General features: G+C 38.2%; 17 protein-coding genes. 11 read left to right on the plus strand and 6 right to left on the minus strand.

The window, feature by feature from the left end; all coding sequences use genetic code 11:
* Positions 1 to 11: 11 nt before the first annotated feature.
* Both KUI_RS00335 and rpoH read right to left on the minus strand, forming a co-directional pair.
* Positions 12 to 842: an NUDIX hydrolase gene (locus KUI_RS00335; RefSeq protein WP_013521867.1), complete on the minus strand. Its 831-nt coding sequence runs from the start codon at positions 840 to 842 to the stop codon at positions 12 to 14.
* Between the two features lie 32 nt (positions 843 to 874).
* Positions 875 to 1,753, minus strand: a complete 879-nt coding sequence (gene rpoH, locus KUI_RS00340; RefSeq protein ID WP_013521868.1) for an RNA polymerase sigma factor RpoH — start codon at positions 1,751 to 1,753, stop codon at positions 875 to 877.
* A 209-nt stretch (positions 1,754 to 1,962) separates the two neighbouring features.
* On the opposite strand from rpoH, the gene KUI_RS08405 reads away from it, so the two are divergent.
* Complete coding sequence (locus KUI_RS08405) at positions 1,963 to 2,136, plus strand: hypothetical protein (protein WP_225972096.1); 174 nt, start codon at positions 1,963 to 1,965, stop codon at positions 2,134 to 2,136.
* Positions 2,137 to 2,222: 86 nt separating this feature from the next.
* Positions 2,223 to 2,774, plus strand: a complete 552-nt coding sequence (locus KUI_RS08410) for an LpxL/LpxP family acyltransferase (protein WP_232008453.1) — start codon at positions 2,223 to 2,225, stop codon at positions 2,772 to 2,774.
* Here the strand turns inward: KUI_RS08410 and dbpA are convergent.
* A complete protein-coding gene (gene dbpA, locus KUI_RS00350; RefSeq protein WP_014840008.1) occupies positions 2,737 to 4,110 on the minus strand; it encodes an ATP-dependent RNA helicase DbpA in 1,374 nt (457 codons plus the stop codon). The genes KUI_RS08410 and dbpA overlap by 38 nt on opposite strands.
* A gap of 48 nt (positions 4,111 to 4,158) precedes the next feature.
* Here dbpA and fmt point away from each other — a divergent pair, with 48 nt between their 5' ends.
* From fmt to KUI_RS00385, 7 genes are all read left to right on the plus strand, one after another.
* Positions 4,159 to 5,115, plus strand: a complete 957-nt coding sequence (fmt, locus tag KUI_RS00355; protein ID WP_014840009.1) for a methionyl-tRNA formyltransferase — start codon at positions 4,159 to 4,161, stop codon at positions 5,113 to 5,115.
* Entirely contained in the window at positions 5,108 to 6,385 is a 1,278-nt protein-coding gene (rsmB, locus tag KUI_RS00360; protein WP_014840010.1) for a 16S rRNA (cytosine(967)-C(5))-methyltransferase RsmB, read from the plus strand. The genes fmt and rsmB overlap by 8 nt, the downstream gene beginning before the upstream one ends.
* Positions 6,363 to 7,001 (plus strand): DUF4390 domain-containing protein, encoded by a 639-nt coding sequence (locus KUI_RS00365; protein WP_013521873.1) that lies wholly within the window; start codon positions 6,363 to 6,365, stop codon positions 6,999 to 7,001. Before rsmB ends, KUI_RS00365 begins: the two co-directional genes overlap by 23 nt.
* On the plus strand, positions 6,974 to 9,295 hold the full coding sequence (locus tag KUI_RS00370) for a sensor histidine kinase (protein WP_014840012.1): 2,322 nt from the start codon (positions 6,974 to 6,976) through the stop codon (positions 9,293 to 9,295). Before KUI_RS00365 ends, KUI_RS00370 begins: the two co-directional genes overlap by 28 nt.
* An 84-nt stretch (positions 9,296 to 9,379) precedes the next feature.
* Positions 9,380 to 10,111 (plus strand): response regulator, encoded by a 732-nt coding sequence (locus KUI_RS00375; protein WP_013521875.1) that lies wholly within the window; start codon positions 9,380 to 9,382, stop codon positions 10,109 to 10,111.
* A gap of 9 nt (positions 10,112 to 10,120) precedes the next feature.
* Complete coding sequence (gene trkA, locus KUI_RS00380) at positions 10,121 to 11,497, plus strand: Trk system potassium transporter TrkA (RefSeq protein WP_013521876.1); 1,377 nt, start codon at positions 10,121 to 10,123, stop codon at positions 11,495 to 11,497.
* 8 nt (positions 11,498 to 11,505) lie between these two features.
* Positions 11,506 to 12,978, plus strand: coding sequence for a TrkH family potassium uptake protein (locus tag KUI_RS00385; RefSeq protein ID WP_013521877.1), 1,473 nt, complete (start codon positions 11,506 to 11,508; stop codon positions 12,976 to 12,978).
* Positions 12,979 to 12,984: 6 nt separating this feature from the next.
* Here KUI_RS00385 and KUI_RS00390 read toward each other — a convergent pair whose 3' ends face one another.
* Positions 12,985 to 13,455, minus strand: a complete 471-nt coding sequence (locus KUI_RS00390; RefSeq protein ID WP_014840013.1) for a tRNA (cytidine(34)-2'-O)-methyltransferase — start codon at positions 13,453 to 13,455, stop codon at positions 12,985 to 12,987.
* Between the two features lie 2 nt (positions 13,456 to 13,457).
* A complete protein-coding gene (locus KUI_RS00395; RefSeq protein ID WP_014840014.1) occupies positions 13,458 to 14,159 on the minus strand; it encodes a ComF family protein in 702 nt (233 codons plus the stop codon).
* A gap of 41 nt (positions 14,160 to 14,200) precedes the next feature.
* Here KUI_RS00395 and KUI_RS00400 point away from each other — a divergent pair, with 41 nt between their 5' ends.
* On the plus strand, positions 14,201 to 15,130 hold the full coding sequence (locus KUI_RS00400) for a methyltransferase domain-containing protein (protein ID WP_014840015.1): 930 nt from the start codon (positions 14,201 to 14,203) through the stop codon (positions 15,128 to 15,130).
* Here KUI_RS00400 and tssG read toward each other — a convergent pair.
* Positions 15,078 to 16,181, minus strand: coding sequence for a type VI secretion system baseplate subunit TssG (gene tssG / locus KUI_RS00405; RefSeq protein ID WP_014840016.1), 1,104 nt, complete (start codon positions 16,179 to 16,181; stop codon positions 15,078 to 15,080). The two genes, KUI_RS00400 and tssG, sit on opposite strands and share 53 nt — an antisense overlap.
* Positions 16,182 to 16,324: 143 nt before the next feature.
* Between tssG and tssH the strand changes: the two genes are divergently transcribed.
* Entirely contained in the window at positions 16,325 to 19,150 is a 2,826-nt protein-coding gene (gene tssH / locus KUI_RS00410; RefSeq protein ID WP_014840017.1) for a type VI secretion system ATPase TssH, read from the plus strand.
* Positions 19,151 to 19,265: the final 115 nt, after the last annotated feature.

The raw sequence follows: 19,265 nt of genomic DNA on the forward strand, positions 1-19,265 counted from the left end.
ATTTTTCTCGCTTATACTTGTTTGGCAATGCGCTCGATACTATCCAGTAAAACTATACTAGCCTCGAGCGTAACCTCATCATTGTTTATTTTTTCTATAATTTCATCGATTGAAAATGCTTCGATTTTTGTAACCTCACCATCTTGATTCTCAAGATGCACATCATCAGGTATCAGGTAATCTGCATTAAATACTTCCTCTACCTGATAACCTTCAATAAGAGGTCTATTCATTGTAGTTATGTAATGTAAGGGAATTATTAAAGGTATCGGCTCCAAATGTAAACCCGCTTCTTCAACCGATTCACGCATTAGTGCATATTCCAGTGATTCATTTGCCGATACTAAACCTCCAACAAGTGTATCCCACTTATTAGGGTCCGTTGATTTAGTGGGTGCTCTTAGAGATAGATAAATTTTTTTCTCTCTAGTCCAAGCGTTTACGTGGACCGCTTTAGTCATAATTCCTAACTCACGTGACACAGCCCTTTCAACATGTGCAATTTCCGTCTCACCACTCCAGATGCTAAGTTGCTCGTTTCTCCAATGTTTAGCATGCCCCTTGTTTCGTAAATACTGTGCAAGTTGATTGAAATACTGACACTTATACGCAAAAAAAAGTTCTGGGTCAGCAAGACCTAAAAGCTCTTTATGCATATCAATTTTGAATTTACCCGATGAAAATTTTACGTAAGCGAAACCAATAAAATCTTCCATAATACTAGGGTGTACAAACCCTATATGGTGGTCATTAAATATTAAATCGTGCGAGCCTTCAATTGGTGGAAGACTTGCACGATCATTAAGAGATTTTTTTAGGTCTTTTAGGTCAGGAAGGTGCACAACAAGCGGACTAAGGTATATAAACCTTAAAATTATACATAATCCTCAAGGTACGAACGCATCTTTTTAATCGCAGCATTTTCAATTTGACGTATACGCTCAGCCGAAACATTATATTGAGCTGCCAGGTCATGAAGGGTGGGTTTATCCTCGCTTAACCAACGACTTTCAATAATGTGTCGTGATCTATCATCTAGCTGATCCAAAGCCGATTTTAGCCCTTGATTTTCAAGTTTATCGTGCTCCTGGGCTAACATAACGTTTTCTGGTTCATATGCCTCATCATCAGCCAAATACTGAATAGGTGCATAATCATCATCCTCATCCATCAAGGTATCAAGTGCGATATCATGCCCTGACATACGTTTTTCCATCTCAACTACGTCTTCGGGTCTTACATTTAGTTTTTTGGCAATACCAACAATATCATCGTTATCCAAAGACTTACCCTCTGGACGTAGACTATTAAGATTAAAAAATAATTTTCTTTGAGCTTTAGTAGTAGCTATCTTAACTAATCTCCAGTTACGAATAACGTACTCGTGTATCTCCGCTTTAATCCAATGCATAGCAAAGGTTACTAATCTAACACCACGAGAAACATCGAATCTTTTAACGGCTTTCATAAGACCGATATTACCCTCTTGAATAAGGTCTGCATGTGGAAGACCATAACCTAAATACTGACGGGCTACTGAAACTACTAATCGTAAGTGAGGAAGAATCAGAGCTTGAGCAGCTTTTAAATCCCCACTTTTTTGCAAACGCTCAGCATAATCTCTCTCTTGTTCTGCAGTAAGAATAGGGATTCGATTTACTTCTTGGATATACGCTTCAATCGTCCCTAAAGCACTTGGATTAATAAGATCCATCGATTTGTGCGTTTGTAAGGCAAATGATTGATTTGACATGTATTTTCCTAAAATATTTGTACTTCTGATAAACAAATTTTAGCACTCTTGATGTTAGAGTGCTAACTTTTTAAAACTAAATGTACCTAACAAGGAATGAAAATGTTTCACAGGGTTTTAAAATACTTCTAATAAAATCTAGCTAATCATTTATGCTCCTAAAAATCATTAAATTCTGGGGTTCACTGCCCTTAAGTTTCTTACAACGAATGGGTCGTTTTCTTGGTTTAGTTATATATTCAGTATCAAGAAAGAAATATGCCTTTAGAATAGATGATCATATTAATACAGCTGGTTATTACTCTAAGAGTTTTCATAAAGAGGCTACCAAGCAGATAGGAGCTATGTTTGGAGAGATCCATATATTTGGTTTAATTCTGTAAAAGCCCTTCAAAAGCTAGAACTTAAAACTCCCGAAGTACTAGAAAAACTCAAATCCAAAAAAAATCAAAGTTACTTATTTTTATCTTTGCATTTAGGTTGTTTTGAAATTGTTTCGCGGTTTTTAGCCCTGCATTTTCCTGTGGTTGTTATGTATAGACCAGCAAAAAAGGAATTTTTTGAGCCCGTACTATCTCAAGTAAGAACATCGGAAAATTTGACCTCAGTCCCTACAAATTTCACGGGTGTAAGAGAGTTTTTAAGAGCATTAAGAAGTGGTCGGTCTATAGGATTATTGCCCGATCAAGTGCCAGCAACTGCTGATGGAGTATGGGTTAAGTTTTTCGACAGAGATGCTTATACGATTACATTGCCAGGGAAATTAACAAATCAAACAGACGGACAAGTAGTCATAGTGTATGCAATTAGAAAGAAAGTGGGTGAAGGTTGGGAGATTTACTTTAAAGAAGGACCTGAATTAAAAGGATTACCCGAGACTGAGCAGGCACAATTGATAAATAATGAATTAGAAGAGGCTATAAGAAAGGCCCCTACACAATATCTTTGGAGTTATAACCGCTTTAGGGAGCCACCTTACGCACCTAATCCATCAAACGCATCATCCAAGAGCGATTCTTAATAGGGATTTCTTGCATTCTATTTAAAATATCTTCCGCATTTTCATGCTTTACTGCTATAAAGCTAACAAAGTCCGCCACATGAATTTTACCTATATCCTCAAATGGTATTTGAAGATGCTTAGTCATAGCCCCTATAAGATCAACTTTGCGTAGTTTGTCTTTTTTTCCGCCCTTAATACTAATGGTTCGCATAGGTGCGACCAGATTGCGTTTTCTTGTGTTAGAAGGAATTTTCTCCCATTTGGATTCAAGTGGAATCTGAGCGTCTATCCTATCAAACCGATACATTTCTTCAGGGGTTACTAAATTAAAAACTAAACCTCGATCACTGTGTCTACCAGTTCGTCCAATCCTATGTATGTGAGTAGGTACATTTGGTGAAAGTTCAATGTTCAAAACCGCATCTAATCCTTCAATATCAAGCCCTCGAGCAGCAACATCTGTAGCCACCAAAACGGATAAAGATTTATTGCTAAATTGAAGTAGCACATCTTCACGTTCACGTTTTTCCATTTCGCCATGCAAAAATTTTGATGATATATTTTGCTCATTAAGAAAAGAGCTGAGTTTTTCACATTGAGTACGAGTATTGCAGAAGGCTAAAGTTGATATGGGTTGGTAATGTTTAAGTATTTGAACGCTATGTGCAAACCTTTCAGAATCACTGGTTTTAAAAAATATGTGATCTAAATTTGTAGGAACTTTTTCTTCCTCAATAAGCTCGATATGTACAGGATTTCTTTGAAATCCCTCGCTTATTTTTTTTATATGCTCTGGAAATGTAGCCGAGAACAAAAGTGTCTGTTTTCTCAAAGGGGTAGCTTTAGATATCTCACCTATATCATCGAAAAACCCCATGTCTAGCATGCGATCACACTCATCTAGAACGAATACTTTAACCTTACTTAAATCTAAATCTCCTCTTTGAATAAGATCCAAAATCCTACCAGGAGTTCCAACTATGATATGAGCACCATGTTTTAGAGATTCTATCTGAGGTCTAAGAGCTACTCCTCCACATAATGTAAGAACTTTTATATTTGGAAGTGCTCGAGCTAGTTTTCTAATCTCTTGAGCAACTTGGTCGGCAAGTTCGTGCGTGGGTGTAAGAACTAATCCCTGACAGGCAAAAAATGATGGATTTATCTTTTGAATAATACCTAATCCGAATGCCAAAGTCTTACCGCTACCTGTTTTAGCTAGTGTCCGTACATCACTACCCTCAAGAATATGAGGTAGACTCCTAGCTTGAACAGGTCGCATTTGAATAAAGCCTAGAGAGCTTAAATTAGAAATTTGGCTTTCAGATAGAGGGAGTTCAGAGAAGTTTTGCATGTCATAATTATACAATAGGAACTTATTTGTAAATTCTAAAAATTATCTATGAAAATTGTGTTTGCTGGTACACCAGATTTCGCAAGAGTAGCTTATGAAGCCTTGCTTGAGTCAGGTCATGAAATTCCGTTGGTTATGACACAACCCGATCGACCTGCTGGTAGAGGTATGAAATTACAGTCTAGTCCAGTTAAAGTCTCAGCCTTAAATCACAATTCAAAAGTTATACAACCCGTATCATTAAGATTGACTGTAGGTAAGCTTGGTCCTCAAGCTGTAGAGCAGGCAACTGAAGCAAAACGTGAACTGGAAAATATTAAGCCAGATGTAATGGTTGTCGCAGCGTATGGTTTGATATTGCCACAATGGGTATTAGATTTGCCTCGTTATGGTTGTTTAAATATTCATGCTAGTTTGCTACCACGGTGGCGAGGTGCTGCCCCTATTCAACGTGCAATTGAGGCTGGTGACGCAGAGACAGGTATTTCTATTATGCAGATGGATGTTGGGTTGGACACAGGTGATGTGTTGCTGATGAAATCATTGGCTATTGATGGTATGAATTCCTCTCAGTTACACGATAAATTAGCAGTGCTTGGGGGTGATGCTATTACAGAAGTAATGAGTAATATTGAGTCATTTAGACGAACACCTAAAAAGCAACCTGAAGAAGGTATAACCTATGCAGAGAAAATTGCAAAATCAGAGGGACTTTTGGATTGGAATGAAGAGACCGAAATTCTTGAAAGAAAAATTCGTGCATTTAATCCATTTCCTGGGGTCACGTTGGCATTGCCAAATTTGGAAGTAAAGGTTTGGAAGTCTGCAGTTTCCGACTTAAAAAAACCTGCGGATGCGATTCCAGGACAAGTGCTTAAGATTAGCAGTGAAGGCATTGAGGTAGCTACTAAAGACGGCGTTTTGAGACTTTTGGAATTACAAAAGGCTGGGGCTAAAAAGCAAGATGTAGCTACATTTATTAATGGTTGGCATTTGGATGGCTGAGCAAATCGCATTATCCACTTTGCTGGTATCAAGCTCAAAACTTGTGCGTGATGTTATGGGTGGTCAGTCGACAAGTGATTTATTGCCCAAAGTAGATATCACGATTCGTGCGGGTGTGCATGCAATTAGTTTTCATGCATTGCGCCATTATGGGAAAGCATTGTCGATAGCTAATAAATTATTAACTAAATCTCCCCCTAACTCTCTTTTTCTAAATTTACTTTGTGTTAGCTTAAGTCTATTGATTGTAGATGACTCTGAACTGTTCGATGAACAGCCAGTTTACAAAGAATTTGTAGTGCTAGATGAATCAGTAAATGCTTGTTCTAAAATGCCAAAAACGGCCTCATTTAAGGGTTTACTTAATGCATGTCTAAGAAATTTTTTACGCAATAAGACAGAGCTAATTCGAGGACTCAATATATATGAAAATTTATCTTATCCTCAGTGGTGGTATGAAAAATTAAAAAATTCATATCCTAATACTTATTTAGAAGTTTTGAATGCGGACAAAAAATATGCTTCTATCAATTTAAGAATAAATACTAGAAAAATTTCTAGAGCTGACTATTTGAAGTTGCTTTCTACGCAAAATATAGAATTTGAAGAAATTGGTGAATCTGGTATTAAACTGAGTAAAAGCGTGAATATTGCCACCCTACCTGGATATGATGAGGGATTGTTTTCTGTGCAAGATATCGGAGCTCAGAGTGCAGCATTTCAACTGCCTATAAAAAATGGAGATTATGTGCTTGATGCGTGTAGTGCTCCTGGCGGAAAGGCGGCTCATTTGCTTGAGAGATTTGATATAGATTTATTGTGCATGGATGCAGATAAGGAACGTTTAGAGCGGGTTAAGGAGAATTTGAATCGTCTTGATTTGTTAGGTCAAAATGTACATTTGTTGGAGGGTGATGCAAGTTTGAAAGATTGGTGGGATGGACGTAAATTCGATGCGATTTTGGCTGATGTTCCATGCACAGGGTCGGGGGTTGTTCGTAGGCATCCTGATATCAAGTGGCTTAGAAAAGAGGTGGATGTCATTAAAACTGTTGAATTACAACGTAAAATAATCATTAATCTGTGGGATATGCTAAAGTTTGGCGGTTATTTGTTATATGTGACTTGCTCGGTTTTCAAAGAAGAAGGTGAATTACAAGCACAATATTTCACAACTAAACTTGAAGGTATTGAGAGATTGCCGTCATTAGGTCATATCTTTCCACCTAAACAAGATGGATTTTTCTATGCACTTTTTAAGAAAAATTAAATTTGCTATGTATGCTAGTAGCCTTGCAATTTGTTTAGTAATTGCAAGTTTTACTTTTTTTAATAAAAGTGTGTATGCTCAAACAGAAGCTATATCTACACCTGCAGAAACAGAGGCTCCGATTAAATCGAGTGCCGTATTTACGGAAATTAATCCCACCAAAATTGACAATTACAGTTTATCCCTAAGTACAAAAATAAACCTTCAGTTAGATTCAGAACTAAGACAGGCTTTAAGCAAGGGATTGCCACTTTATTTCACACTAGATGCTCGTTTCTATCAAAAACGTGGTTACTGGTTTGATAAGCTAATCGCACAACAATCACTAACTTGGATGATTCACTACAATGTTTTACTTAGAGAGTGGAGAATCGAAAGAGGACCTTATGTAGCAAAAGGGTATTCACTTGAGGATGCCATTGATTTAATCACAACAAATGATGACTGGAAGATTCTTTTAAATGAACCTATGGACTCCTCAAAAAAATATTATGGAAAAGTACGTTTGAGATTAGATACGTCGCTACTCTCAAGACCGTTTCAGATTAGTGCCTTTAGCGATTCTAGTGCTTGGTCATTTTCATCATCATGGGCAAAATTTCAAATTCATCACTAAGTCGGACCAAGAAATTTCTACGCAATTTACTACGCTTTAGCCTAATAGTTGCGGTTATTTTAAGTGCCGTTCTCCTTTATTTTTTATTTCAATCTAGTGGCAATGAAAGTCGATTCGAAAATCGTTTCGATTTACTTATGCTATTTAACGCAACTTTAGCCATTGCACTTTTTATTTGGCTTCTATCATTGATTATTGGGATTGTTAAGCAGGTTAAGCAAAAAAGGTTTGGTGCCAGACTCACATCTAAACTTATTTTCTTTTTTACTTTAATTGCCATCGTTCCTGGTGTTGTTGTTTATGTTTTATCAACTCAGTACGTATCTCGGTATATTGAATCTTGGTTTAATAATAAAGTTGATTCAGCACTTTCTTCTGGTATTTATTTAGGGCAGTCTTCTTTGGATGCCATGATAATTGATCAACTTAGTAATGCTAGAAATCTTTCAGACCGTTTATATAACGTCCCTGAGGATCAACTTTCAAATGCATTAAATTCATTACGAGAGAACTTTTCGAGTTTTGATTTGCTTGTTTTTTCTAGTGGCGGAAATAGAGTTATTGCTTTTTCCAGTTCTACTTTTGGTTCTTTACTTCCAAAAATGCCTCCTAATAATGTTATGAGTCAGTTAAGAATTAGTAGGCAATATGCATCGGCTGAGGAATCACTTGCTGTTGATGAGAGTGGTATGCAAGCTCCTCAATACATATTACGAGTTATCGTACCGATTTTCTCGTCAGATAACCGTTTGGATGGATCTATTGCATCTTTAAGAGAACCAAATTGGTTGCAACTTACACGTTTAGTTCCTGCAAGCATGTCAGAGAATTTGAAAGCTGTTCAGACTGGATATCAAAATTACCAAGAGCTTAATCTTTCAAGACAAGGGATTTTAAAAATTTTCTCCATTACTATGATTATGGCATTGCTACTTACGACTTTTGCATCGTTAGCCATAGTACTCTGGATGGCAAGGAGATTAGTGGAACCATTGCTAACCTTAGCAGAGGGTACGCAAGCTGTTGCTGCGGGAGATTATCGTTCAATACCAGATTCAAATCAGAGTGATGAATTAGGGCAACTTAGTAGATCTTTTAATCTTATGGTTGCACAATTAACTGAGGCTAGATATCAAGTTGATAGACATAGAAGAAGCATTGAACAATCAAATGATTTTTTGGAAGGTGTTTTAGCTGGTCTTACAAATGGTGTAATAGTTTTAGATTCTGAATTTAGAATTACTAGAGTTAATAAGGGGGCTCAAAATACTTTGCATGAAGATCTAGATCTGATGATTGGACAACCTATGCAAGATAATTTAAGTGAGTTCGGCAGATTAGTTAAATCAGCATTTGTTTCTCACGCTGCTGTTGGGTCATTGCGATCTTATTGGCAGGAACAGATCGAGTTAGATATCAACGATGAAGGTGAGGATAAGAAGATTACTTTACTACTACGAGGCACTAAGTTAATGACACCAAATGGAATAAATTACCTTCTTGTTTTCGATGACATCAGTGAAGTTATATCTTTAAATAGGTCTGTGGCTTGGGGTGAAGTGGCTAGAAGATTAGCTCATGAGATTAAAAATCCGCTTACACCAATTTCATTATCAGCTGAAAGAATAAAATATAAATTAATCGATAAGCTTGATGAAGACGATGCAAAATTCCTTGATAGACTTACAACCACTATTGTTAATCAAGTGGTTTCTCTTAAAACTATGGTAGATGACTTTAGAGAGTATGCACGCACTCCACCTGCTCAATTTCAAAGCGTAAATGTTGAAGATTTGCTCATGGACATTGCCCACCTTTATGGATGGTCGGCTGAAGGGTATAAGATTGAAGAGGAAAGTTTAGACATTGCACCAATCGATGTTTCGAGGCAGATAAAATTAGATATAGAACCTGATATGCCTTTAGTGTTAGCAGACCCAACACAACTTAGACAGGTTTTTAATAATCTATTATCTAACTCAAGGGATGCTATGGAGAATATGGAGTTGAGCGGATCAGAGCCAGGTGTTACTATCAGGGCTTGTGCTGTTCAATTAGAGGATGGAGAGCTTGGAGTAAAAGTAGAGTTTTTGGATAGAGGTCCAGGCTTTCCTGCACAGATTCTTCAAAAAGCATTTGAACCTTACGTGACTACTAAGGCACACGGAACAGGTTTAGGTTTGGCGATTGTTCGTAAAATTATAGATGAGCATCAAGGAAAAATAGATATCACAAATCGAACAGAAGGCGGGGCTAAGATTTCTATACTCCTTACAAGAATTGTAAAAAATTAATTTCACCTTGTTATAATCTTTCCGAATAATAAGAGTCTTGTTAATTCTTAAAGATTAAATACACTTATTCTAAGAGCAAGTTTTATGGCTAAAATCCTAGTTGTCGATGACGAGATCGGTATCCGCGAGTTATTACAAGAAATCCTTTATGAACAAGGTCATAGTGTCGACCTTGCGGCTAATGTTGCGGAGGCTAGAGCAGCACGTTTATCTGAAAGACCAGATCTAGTTCTGTTAGACATATGGATGCCTGATGCAGACGGTGTGAGCCTTTTAAAAGAGTGGAGTTCTCAGGGCTTGTTGGATATGCCAGTCATTATGATGAGCGGTCATGCCACACTTGACACTGCAATAGAAGCAACTCGTATTGGTGCTGCTGATTTTTTAGAAAAACCTATTACACTTAATAAGCTGATGACTACAGTTCGTCAGGTCCTTCAAAGACCAATCATTCGACCTGGGGCTGTGCCTGTACGTCCAACTCATTACACTACAATGCCATCTGCTCCACAAGTTCATCATCACACAACCTCATATCATCCCGATGTGATTCAGCCACGGCAGATAGCTCAACCTCAGATGGTTTCTTCACAAGCCGATGATCCCACTAAAACCGGTTATTTAGGCAGTCTTTCACTTAACAAACCACTACGCACCGTGCGCGATGAGTTTGAAAGAATTTATTTTGAATATCATCTTGAAAAAGAAAATCATAGTATGACTAGGGTTTCTGAACGTACTGGGTTAGAGCGTACTCACCTTTATCGTAAGCTACGTCAACTTGGTGTGGATTCTCGTAAGAATCGCAATAACTAGTACATTTACATGAAAATTTTAATTGTTGGAGCAGGTCGCGTTGGTTCTAGCGTAGCTGAAAATCTTGTCTCCGAAAATAATGACATAACCGTCATTGATACTGATTCTAAGCAGTTAAGTTATCTTCAAGAAAGATATGATTTAAGAAGTGTACTAGGCGATGCTTCAATTCCAGAAGTGCTAGAGAAAGCTAATATTGCCGATGCGGACTTAGTTGTAGCTTGTGCTTCATCCGACCCAGTAAATCTTGTAGTTTGTAAGCTAGCACGTGATATGTTTAATGTGCCACGTTGCATATCCAGAATCCGTGCACCATATTATGATGACCATAGAGAAGTACTGCGAGATCATTTTGGTATCGATACTATCATTAGCCCAGAAGCTAGTGTTACTCAGTTTCTTAAGGGTTTGGTTGTATTTCCTGATGCACTTCAAGTTGTAAATTTTGCACAGGATGATGTGAGCATTGCCATCATAAAATTAGGTAAAAGAAGCAGTCTTCTTGATTTTCAAATTGATAAAAATCACCTCAATCTTCCTAACGGTCAGGGACGGATATTAGAGCTAATTCGTGATGGTGAATCGCTTCCGTTGGATAGGTTATTTACGTTAAAAGCTGGAGATGAGCTTGCTGTTGCGGTTGATACCTCGGAATCAAGCAGAATTATAAACACGCTTTCGAGAGATAGAAAATTTTCTCAGTCAGTGATGATTGCAGGAGGTGGAAAAATAGGATCACGATTAGCTGAGTCGTTGGCTGTGTTGGGTTTTAATGTACGTGTAATTGAGAAAAACAAAGAGAGGTGTGAGTTCCTGGCTGCTACATTGCCAGAGGAAGTACTTGTTCTAAACGGAAATGCAACAGATGAAGCCCTTTTGGTCTCTGAAAACATTAAAGAGATGGGCACGTGGATTGCAATTACCGATGACGATGAGGAAAATATCATGTCCTCTTTGCTTGCAAAACGTCTCGGTGCTCAAAAAGTGATAGCCATTATTACTCGTCAGATGTACGGCGAACTGATGGAAGGAAGCATGATTGACGTTGCCGTATCTCCATCTGAGGCGATTATCGGGGCACTCATGCATGAAGTCCGTGTAGGAGCAATTGTACGTGGGCATAGATTGCGACGTGGAGAAGCTGAAGCTATTGAATTTAAAGTTATGGGTTCTAAGGACACTTCTTCTATTATCGGCAAGCGAATGGATCAGATTCACATTCCTAATTCAGTAAAAGTTGCAGCCATAATTCGCGATGGCGAAGTTATTATTCCAAAACAGGATACGACCATCGAATCAGGCGACCATGCAATTATCTATTCCAATAATCGTAAGGCGATGAAGCGCATCGAAAAAATATTCCAAGCGCCGCTTTTATTCGTCTAGGTTCCTAAGTGAAACGCTTTTTATATATTTCGCATTCTTTAGGAGTAACAATTGTTTGTTGGTCCTTAACATTTCTAATTCCATATGTAGCATCAATCTATTTCGAGGACGGTTGGGATAGAAATTTTCTGTACGCTTTTTTTATCGCATTCAGTATTGGTTCTTTTTTATTTGCTTTAGGGTACTACTTTAAAAGGGACCTGCAGCTTCGAGATGGGCTTATGCTGGTCGTTTTGGTATGGTTCTTGTTTCCTGCTTTAGGGACATTGCCATTTTTAATGCCTTTTCATACCGAGTCCGAGTTTTCTCTTAGTTTTTCTAAAGCGTACTTTGAGATAGTATCTGCCATTACAACTACTGGTGGTACGGCGATTAGTGATGTGGGATCATTGCCAAAATCCATAAATTTATGGCGACATACGATTATGTGGTTTGGTGGTATGGGAATTCTTCTTTTAGCTGTGGCTATACTTCCTCTTTTAGGCGTCAGTGGTCATCAGGTTTCTCGTACCGAAGCCTCTGGACCGATGAAGGAAGAAAAACTAACTCCTAGAATTGCGGGTACTGCTAAAGTTTTATATTCGATATATATCTCTGCATCTTTGATATGTTTTTTAGCCTACAGGTTGTGTGGGATGTCTTGGTTTGATGCATGGTGCCACGCAGGCTCTACCATGAGTACTGGCGGATTTTCTACTTATACCGGTGGGTTTACAGAAATGAATAATCCTGCAGCCGAAATCGTAGCATGTGTATTTATGCTTTTTGCGGGAGTAAACTTTGCAACCCATTATTCGGCTTTAAGGACCAGAAATTTTAAAGCTTATTTTAATTGTCCAGAAGCATTGCCATTTTTAGTTCTTACCCTTTTTAGTGGTTTGATTATCAGTATTTTTTTATACCTTGCAGGCTATTATTTAGATTTTGGTACCACTTTAAGAAAAGGTCTTTTTAATACCATCTCTCTTGCTACCACCACTGGATATGCAAGTGCAGATTATTCATTATGGCCTATTGGTTTATCGCTTTGGATGCTTGTTTTAGGGACATTTGCTACCTCTGCAGGTTCAACTGGAGGAGGTATGAAGATTATCCGCATGGTTATACTCATTAAACAAATAAAAAATGAGATACGCAAAATTTTGCACCCTCACGGAGTATTTCCAATAAGCATTAAGGGCAACAAAATATCCAACAAAATAGTTTTATCAATTTTGCTTTTCTTCATAATTTATGGAGCAATTCTGGTTTTAGGTTCTTCTTTGTTGGTAATAAGTGGTGTGGATTTTCATACTGCATTTACCTCAATCATAGCTAATATGAGTAATATCGGTCCTGGCCTCGGCGAGACCGGACCTATGGGAGATTACAGCGGATTTTCAAATTTTAGTCTTTGGGTTTGCTCTATAGCGATGCTTATAGGCAGGTTAGACATATTTACTGTTTTGGTATTTATGTCGCCACACTTTTGGAAAAAGTAGTTAAGCTTACAAACTATCTGTATATCCAATCTGACGCCATGCCTCATACACAGTGATGGCAACTGCATTAGAAATATTTAGACTTCTGGAATTAGCCTTCATTGGTATACGAACTGCTTGATCAATACCAATTATTGACCATTCATAGTCTTTAAGTCCCGCACTTTCTCTGCCAAAAATAAAAACATCTCCCTTTTGAAAATTAATGTCGGACAAATGTTTTTTTCCTTTTGTTGATATGGCAAAGCATCTATTTCTATCAGTACCTATCGTATTTAGAGCTTCTTCAAGCGTATTGTGAATCTTTATGTTTGCATACTCGTGATAATCTAATCCAGCTCTTTTTAGGTGTTTATCATCTAAATGGAAAAGAAAGGGCCTAACTAAATGTAAATTGCAACCTGTGTTTGCGGATAGTCGGATAATATTACCAACATTGGCTGGCATCTCGGGCGAAACTAATACGATATTAAACATATTCAAAATAAACCTGGAATAGCCGCTCTTGCAATCACTGCGGCCTGAATGGATTCAACTCCTGCAGCTTTAAGTGCACGAGAAGCTGCATGAATTGTACTTCCTGTGGTTAGTACATCGTCCACTATAATTACTTTTTTAAATTTTGCTCTGTATGCACAAAAATACTGGCTACTGCTTGAGGCAAACCTCTGGGCTTGGTCAAGTGCTTTTAAAACTTTGCTGTCATGATGTCTACAACGCAAAATTGAGGTTTCAATTTTACCTAAATAGTGTTTTTTTAGGGATTGTGCAAATAGAGAAGCTGGATTGTACCCTCTTTTTCTTAATGAAGGGTTTCTACTTGGAATGGGCACAAACACAGTATCTTCATCAAAATCCTCGAATTTAATATGTTGCTTAAATAACGCCCCAAAGTATGAAGCAAGGTAGGATTCGCCTGCATTTTTATATCTTAGTATTAAGCTTTGCAAGGGCGGGATGTAGTCAAATAATGCGTACACTTTATTCACGTCAATAAAATAATCTAGGCAATTTGGGCAATCCATCTCCTCGGGCAGGGCTAGTAAACAATGATCGCACCTGTACTTGTGATTATGCATGCTAAATAAAATATCTTCTGTGCACCCTTCACAAAATTTTCTATATTTTGCAGGACCTTCGCACATAGGGCAAACACTTGGAATTAGAGATAAGAAATTCATAGTCAAATGTATAATTTATTCACTTAATCATCAATACGAGGATGAAATTGTCCACCCCAATAAATCCATCAATAATCAATAAAAATCGGGTCAAAAAGCAATTTGATAGAAGAGCATATTCAAAAGATTCACTATTTTTGTACGATGAAATTTTCCACAGAATGTTTGAAAAATTGGATTATATAAAAGTAGATCCAAAAAGAATTATCGATTTGGGTTGTGGTGATGGACGGCATTTTTCAGATTTTCGTAATCGATTTAAAAATGCCCAATACATTGGTGTGGATTTTTCTGATAAGCGTCTTGCAATTTGTCAGTCCTTTCTAAATAAAAATCCTTTATTAAAAAAGCGATTTCTTGTTGGCTTTAAGCCTGCTGAAGCTAGTTGTTTGCTTGCAGATATGGCTAATACGGAAATTGATCCTGAAAGTGCCGAATTGGTATGGGCGAATTTATCAGTGCATTGCCACCCAAACCCATTGTCTGTTTTTAGCGAAATTCGGCGGTTACTTAAAACCGAAGGGCTTTTGATGTTTTCTACATTTGGTCCTGCAACTTTCAGAGAACTTCGAGATGCTATTGAACATGCAGGGTTAAAAAATGTACAGACGCATCCTTTTATCGATATGCACGATTATGGTGATATGCTGTTGGAGTGCGGATTTGCAGACCCCGTTATGGATCAAGAGCTACTAAAATTGACATACAAAAGTAGCAAAAAATTGATGGATGATATATATGCTTTTGGTGGTAATGCTTGTACATTGCCACGAAGTGAACTTTCTACGAAATCGGGATTGCAAAGGTTGCTCGAAGCATTAGAGGCCAAAAGAAACAGAGAAGGTTTACTTGAGCTTACTTTAGAAATTGCTTACGGGCATGCATGGAAAGCCTCTAGCTTCAGAAAGGGCGATGAAACTAGAGTGTCGCTTGAGGGGCTTCGCTCTCATCTGAATCGGAAACAAACATAGTGCTTATGAGTGCATCCTGATGGCGTTTATTTCTATCACGAGCTTCGTAGTCTATAAACAGTTCATCAAAGTCATCTGTTTTTTTAGTGTTTTTGCCTGAGAAACTAGACAATCCAAGAAGTGCATTTCTTCCTAAGCGTGTCTGCCCTCTGAATTCATCAAGTAATATCAGCTGAACATCCCATGCAAATTCATAACCTACATAAAGGCGAACCCACTCTATGAGTTGCTTAGCATTTTTTGTGCCAGGGAAAAAGGATTCGAATTTTGCACGATTAACAGGACCAATTTGTATTCTGAACTTATGCTGAACATCACGAACCTGAGTGCCGATAATGCAATTTACGCCCAGTTGAACAGTGCCGTTTAAAGTTGAGCGTTCATTTTTCTCGATAAAAATCCATTGAGGAATAAACTCTAAAATATTTACAGGTACTTCAAAATACTTTCTAAGCATTTGCGTAAGACCTTCAGGATTTCGTGTCTGTCTTAAAAGATGGCTTGAAAAATATAATTTCGCACTATCGGAAATGGAGTCGTTATTTAATGCCTTTGGTATGCCCAGTCCAATAAAACTTCCAATGTATTTTTTAAAAGGTGAATTAGGTAAATCCAGGCCGACAGTATTTTGTGCATCAGCCCAAGCACGATAAAAAAGCGTAATTAGGCGATGATGAAATATGTCCGTAAACGCCGATAAAGTTTTATCGCGATGATGATATATGCGCTCTTTTGCATACTCTGTGAGATGAAGAGGAAGTGGACCGTTAGGACCCCACAAGCCGAAGCCTAAAATTGAAATAGTGGGAGGTCTTCCGTTATCGTGAATATCTACCCGTGTTAGATTTGAAGGTGCAAATATCATTGACGGTTCCTGCCTCATGCGGAACGGCTCATGCGAAGGCGACGTATTGCGACCTATAGGTTTACGCAATTGATGCTTGGCATCTAAATAACGTAATACTTGGTAGAAGCTGTGATCGTATGGATACTCAGCTAGATTCACCCAATAATCTGGTGGAAGTTTAGAAACTTTCTTAGTCATAGTCATGCTCAATAATTTGGCAATGATATCAAAAAATTGCTACATTTTTTATTAAGCCTCAAAGTCGATTGTTACATTGTAATAAAACAATAAACTTCACATGTTAAATTTTCTCAAAATTTTTTCTCTTTCTATCAAAAACTACATATATGTCTGATATCAATCGTACCGACCTCTTTGGCAAACTTAATACTTTGCTTTACCGTTCTCTTGAGGGTGCTACTTCATTTTGCAAACTTCGCGGAAATTCATTTGTTGAACTTGTGCATTGGATTCATCAAATTCTTCATGAACATGACAGTGATTTGCAAAAAATTATTCGCCATTTTGACTTGCGAATCGAAACCGTTGAGCGTGATGTTGTAGCATCGCTTGATGAATTACCTCGTGGTGCAAGCTCTGTTTCAGATTTATCAGAGCATATTGATAGTGCTACTGAACGTGCGTGGGTTTATGGATCTCTAAAATATGGAGATGCTCGCATTCGCAGTGGGTACTTGATATTGGGTATATTGAAAACAAATTCTTTACGTTCAGTACTATACGGTATCAGTTCTGAATTTAAAAAAATTACACCAGATGTGCTTGCAGAAAATCTAATCGATATTGTTAAAAATTCGGCTGAAGAGAAAGATTCAGTTGGATTAGGTCAAGCATCGACTGGAGCTTCAGCCTCAGCATCGCCTCAAAATTCTGGAAAATCTGCATTAGCTCAATATGCTGTTGACCTTACAGCAAAAGCTCGCAATAAGGAAATCGACCCTGTTTCTGGTCGTGATGAGGAGATTCGTCAAATTGTAGATATTTTGATGAGACGTCGTCAAAATAACCCACTACTTACTGGTGAAGCGGGTGTAGGTAAAACAGCAGTCGTTGAGGGATTTGCACTACGCCTTGCTAAAGGTGATGTACCAGAAACTTTGCGTGATGTAACTTTATACCTACTTGATATTGGCTTGCTTCAAGCAGGGGCAAGCATGAAAGGTGAGTTCGAATCTCGTTTAAGATCTGTGATCGATGAGGTTCAATCAAGTGAAAAACCTATAGTTTTATTTATAGACGAAATCCATACACTTGTAGGGGCTGGTGGTGCTCAGGGAACTGGGGATGCAGCTAACCTTTTAAAACCAGCTCTAGCACGTGGTCAGCTAAGAACTATCGGTGCTACAACTTGGGCTGAATATAAAAAATATATCGAAAAAGACCCAGCATTGACACGACGCTTTCAAACAGTTCAAGTCCACGAGCCAAATGAAGAAAAAGCATTAATCATGTTGCGTGGTATCTCTGAACCATTAGAAAATCACCACAAAGTTCTTCTTCTAGATGAAGCAATCGAAGCTGCGGTGAGACTATCACATAGATATATTCCAGCTAGACAATTGCCAGACAAAGCCATTGCCCTCCTAGATACGGCATGTGCACGTGTGGCTGTTAGCCAATATGCTGAGCCTGCAGCTTTAGAAGATACACGTAGAACCATAGAGTATTTAAACACAGAGCGTGAAATTGCATTACGTGAACAAAAACTTGGTCACGATAAATCTGAACGCCTCGAAGAAATCGAGAAAGAGCTTGATACACTTGAAGAGCGTCAAAAAGAATTAGATGCAAAATGGAGCGAAGAGAAAGAGCTAATTAAGAAAATCTTTGAACTTCGCAAAATTATCCAAGAAAATACAGACCTTTCTCGTAAAAAATCGAAAAGTATCCCTACAGAACTTGCTAAAAATCCTGAACTTCAAGCGGACTCCTCATCTGAAGAAGCATCTCAACCTACAGAAGCAACACAAGCCGAAGAAGAACCTAAGGAACATGTTAGTGAGGATTTAAAAGAAGCACCTAAGTCTAAAAAACTTTCCGAGAAAGAGCTTGATGAAGTACGCAAAGAACTCCGTGATGTACAACAAAAACTACTAGAAAAACAAGGCGAATATCCATTGATTTTCCCTTCTGTGGATGGCAATGCAGTAGCCTCTGTAGTTGCTGACTGGACAGGCATCCCAGTTGGTCGCATGGTCAAAAACGAAGCTAATTCTATCCTTACATTAGCCGATACGCTTGAAAAACGTGTTATCGGACAACGTCACGGTTTAGAAACTATTGTTAAACGTATTCAAACTTCACGTGCAAAACTTACCGACCCTAACAAACCAGTGGGTGTATTCCTTCTAACTGGCCCATCAGGTGTTGGTAAAACTGAGACAGCTCTTGCTCTTGCAGAATCTTTATACGGTGGTGAGCAAAATCTTATCACTATCAACATGTCAGAGTTCCAAGAAGCTCACACTGTGTCTACATTAAAAGGTGCACCTCCAGGGTATGTAGGCTATGGTGAGGGCGGTGTGTTGACAGAGGCGGTTCGTCGTCGTCCATACAGTGTAGTGTTACTTGATGAAGTTGAGAAAGCCCACCCTGACGTTCATGAAATCTTCTTCCAAGTTTTTGATAAAGGTTTTATGGAAGACGGAGAAGGTCGATATATCGACTTCAAAAATACAGTAATTATCCTTACTTCGAACGTAGGCACAGACCGTATTGTGGATTTGTGTAAGGACCCTGAGCTAATGCCTGATGTTGATGGCTTAACAAATGCACTTCGTGAGCCATTACTTAAAACATTCCCAGCGGCATTGCTAGGACGTCTAGTTGTAGTTCCATATTTCCCTCTATCGGATGAAATGTTGGGCAATATTGTCAAACTACAATTGCGTCGTATTGAGAAACGTCTTAAAGAAAACCACAATATCGACTTTAAAGTTACCGATGAAGCTATCAAGCTTATCGTTAGCCGTTGTACACAGGTTGAGTCTGGCGGTCGTATGGTAGATGCAATTCTAACTAATACAGTATTGCCAAACGTATCACACAAAATACTTGAGGGTACGACTAGTGGTCAAACAATTACTTCACTTTCGCTTGATGCAAAAGATGGAGAATTTGTATACGACTATACAGAAGTGCCTAATAAATAGTCACGTTAAGTGAGCTATAAAACTCCGTCCATTATCCATTAGGGCGGAGTTGATTAAGTTTGCACATGAATTTGATGTGTATAGCTTAGCCAGTAAGCTCATGTACTTGACATAG

It is taken from the genome of Taylorella equigenitalis ATCC 35865 (genome assembly GCF_000276685.1).
Lineage (GTDB): Bacteria > Pseudomonadota > Gammaproteobacteria > Burkholderiales > Burkholderiaceae_B > Taylorella > Taylorella equigenitalis.

Bases quoted from the DNA above. Each gene is read 5' to 3' on its own strand.
- KUI_RS00395 (WP_014840014.1), bottom strand. From the start codon at position 14,159: ATGAATTTCTTATCTCTAATTCCAAGTGTTTGCCCTATGTGCGAAGGT.
- KUI_RS08405 (WP_225972096.1), top strand. From the start codon at position 1,963: ATGGGTCGTTTTCTTGGTTTAGTTATATATTCAGTATCAAGAAAGAAA.
- trkA (WP_013521876.1), top strand. From the start codon at position 10,121: ATGAAAATTTTAATTGTTGGAGCAGGTCGCGTTGGTTCTAGCGTAGCT.
- KUI_RS00390 (WP_014840013.1), bottom strand. From the start codon at position 13,455: ATGTTTAATATCGTATTAGTTTCGCCCGAGATGCCAGCCAATGTTGGT.
- KUI_RS00370 (WP_014840012.1), top strand. From the start codon at position 6,974: ATGGGCAAAATTTCAAATTCATCACTAAGTCGGACCAAGAAATTTCTA.
- rsmB (WP_014840010.1), top strand. From the start codon at position 5,108: ATGGCTGAGCAAATCGCATTATCCACTTTGCTGGTATCAAGCTCAAAA.
- tssG (WP_014840016.1), bottom strand. From the start codon at position 16,181: ATGACTATGACTAAGAAAGTTTCTAAACTTCCACCAGATTATTGGGTG.
- KUI_RS00400 (WP_014840015.1), top strand. From the start codon at position 14,201: ATGAAATTGTCCACCCCAATAAATCCATCAATAATCAATAAAAATCGG.
- KUI_RS00375 (WP_013521875.1), top strand. From the start codon at position 9,380: ATGGCTAAAATCCTAGTTGTCGATGACGAGATCGGTATCCGCGAGTTA.
- dbpA (WP_014840008.1), bottom strand. From the start codon at position 4,110: ATGCAAAACTTCTCTGAACTCCCTCTATCTGAAAGCCAAATTTCTAAT.
- tssH (WP_014840017.1), top strand. From the start codon at position 16,325: ATGTCTGATATCAATCGTACCGACCTCTTTGGCAAACTTAATACTTTG.
- rpoH (WP_013521868.1), bottom strand. From the start codon at position 1,753: ATGTCAAATCAATCATTTGCCTTACAAACGCACAAATCGATGGATCTT.
- fmt (WP_014840009.1), top strand. From the start codon at position 4,159: ATGAAAATTGTGTTTGCTGGTACACCAGATTTCGCAAGAGTAGCTTAT.
- KUI_RS00365 (WP_013521873.1), top strand. From the start codon at position 6,363: ATGCACTTTTTAAGAAAAATTAAATTTGCTATGTATGCTAGTAGCCTT.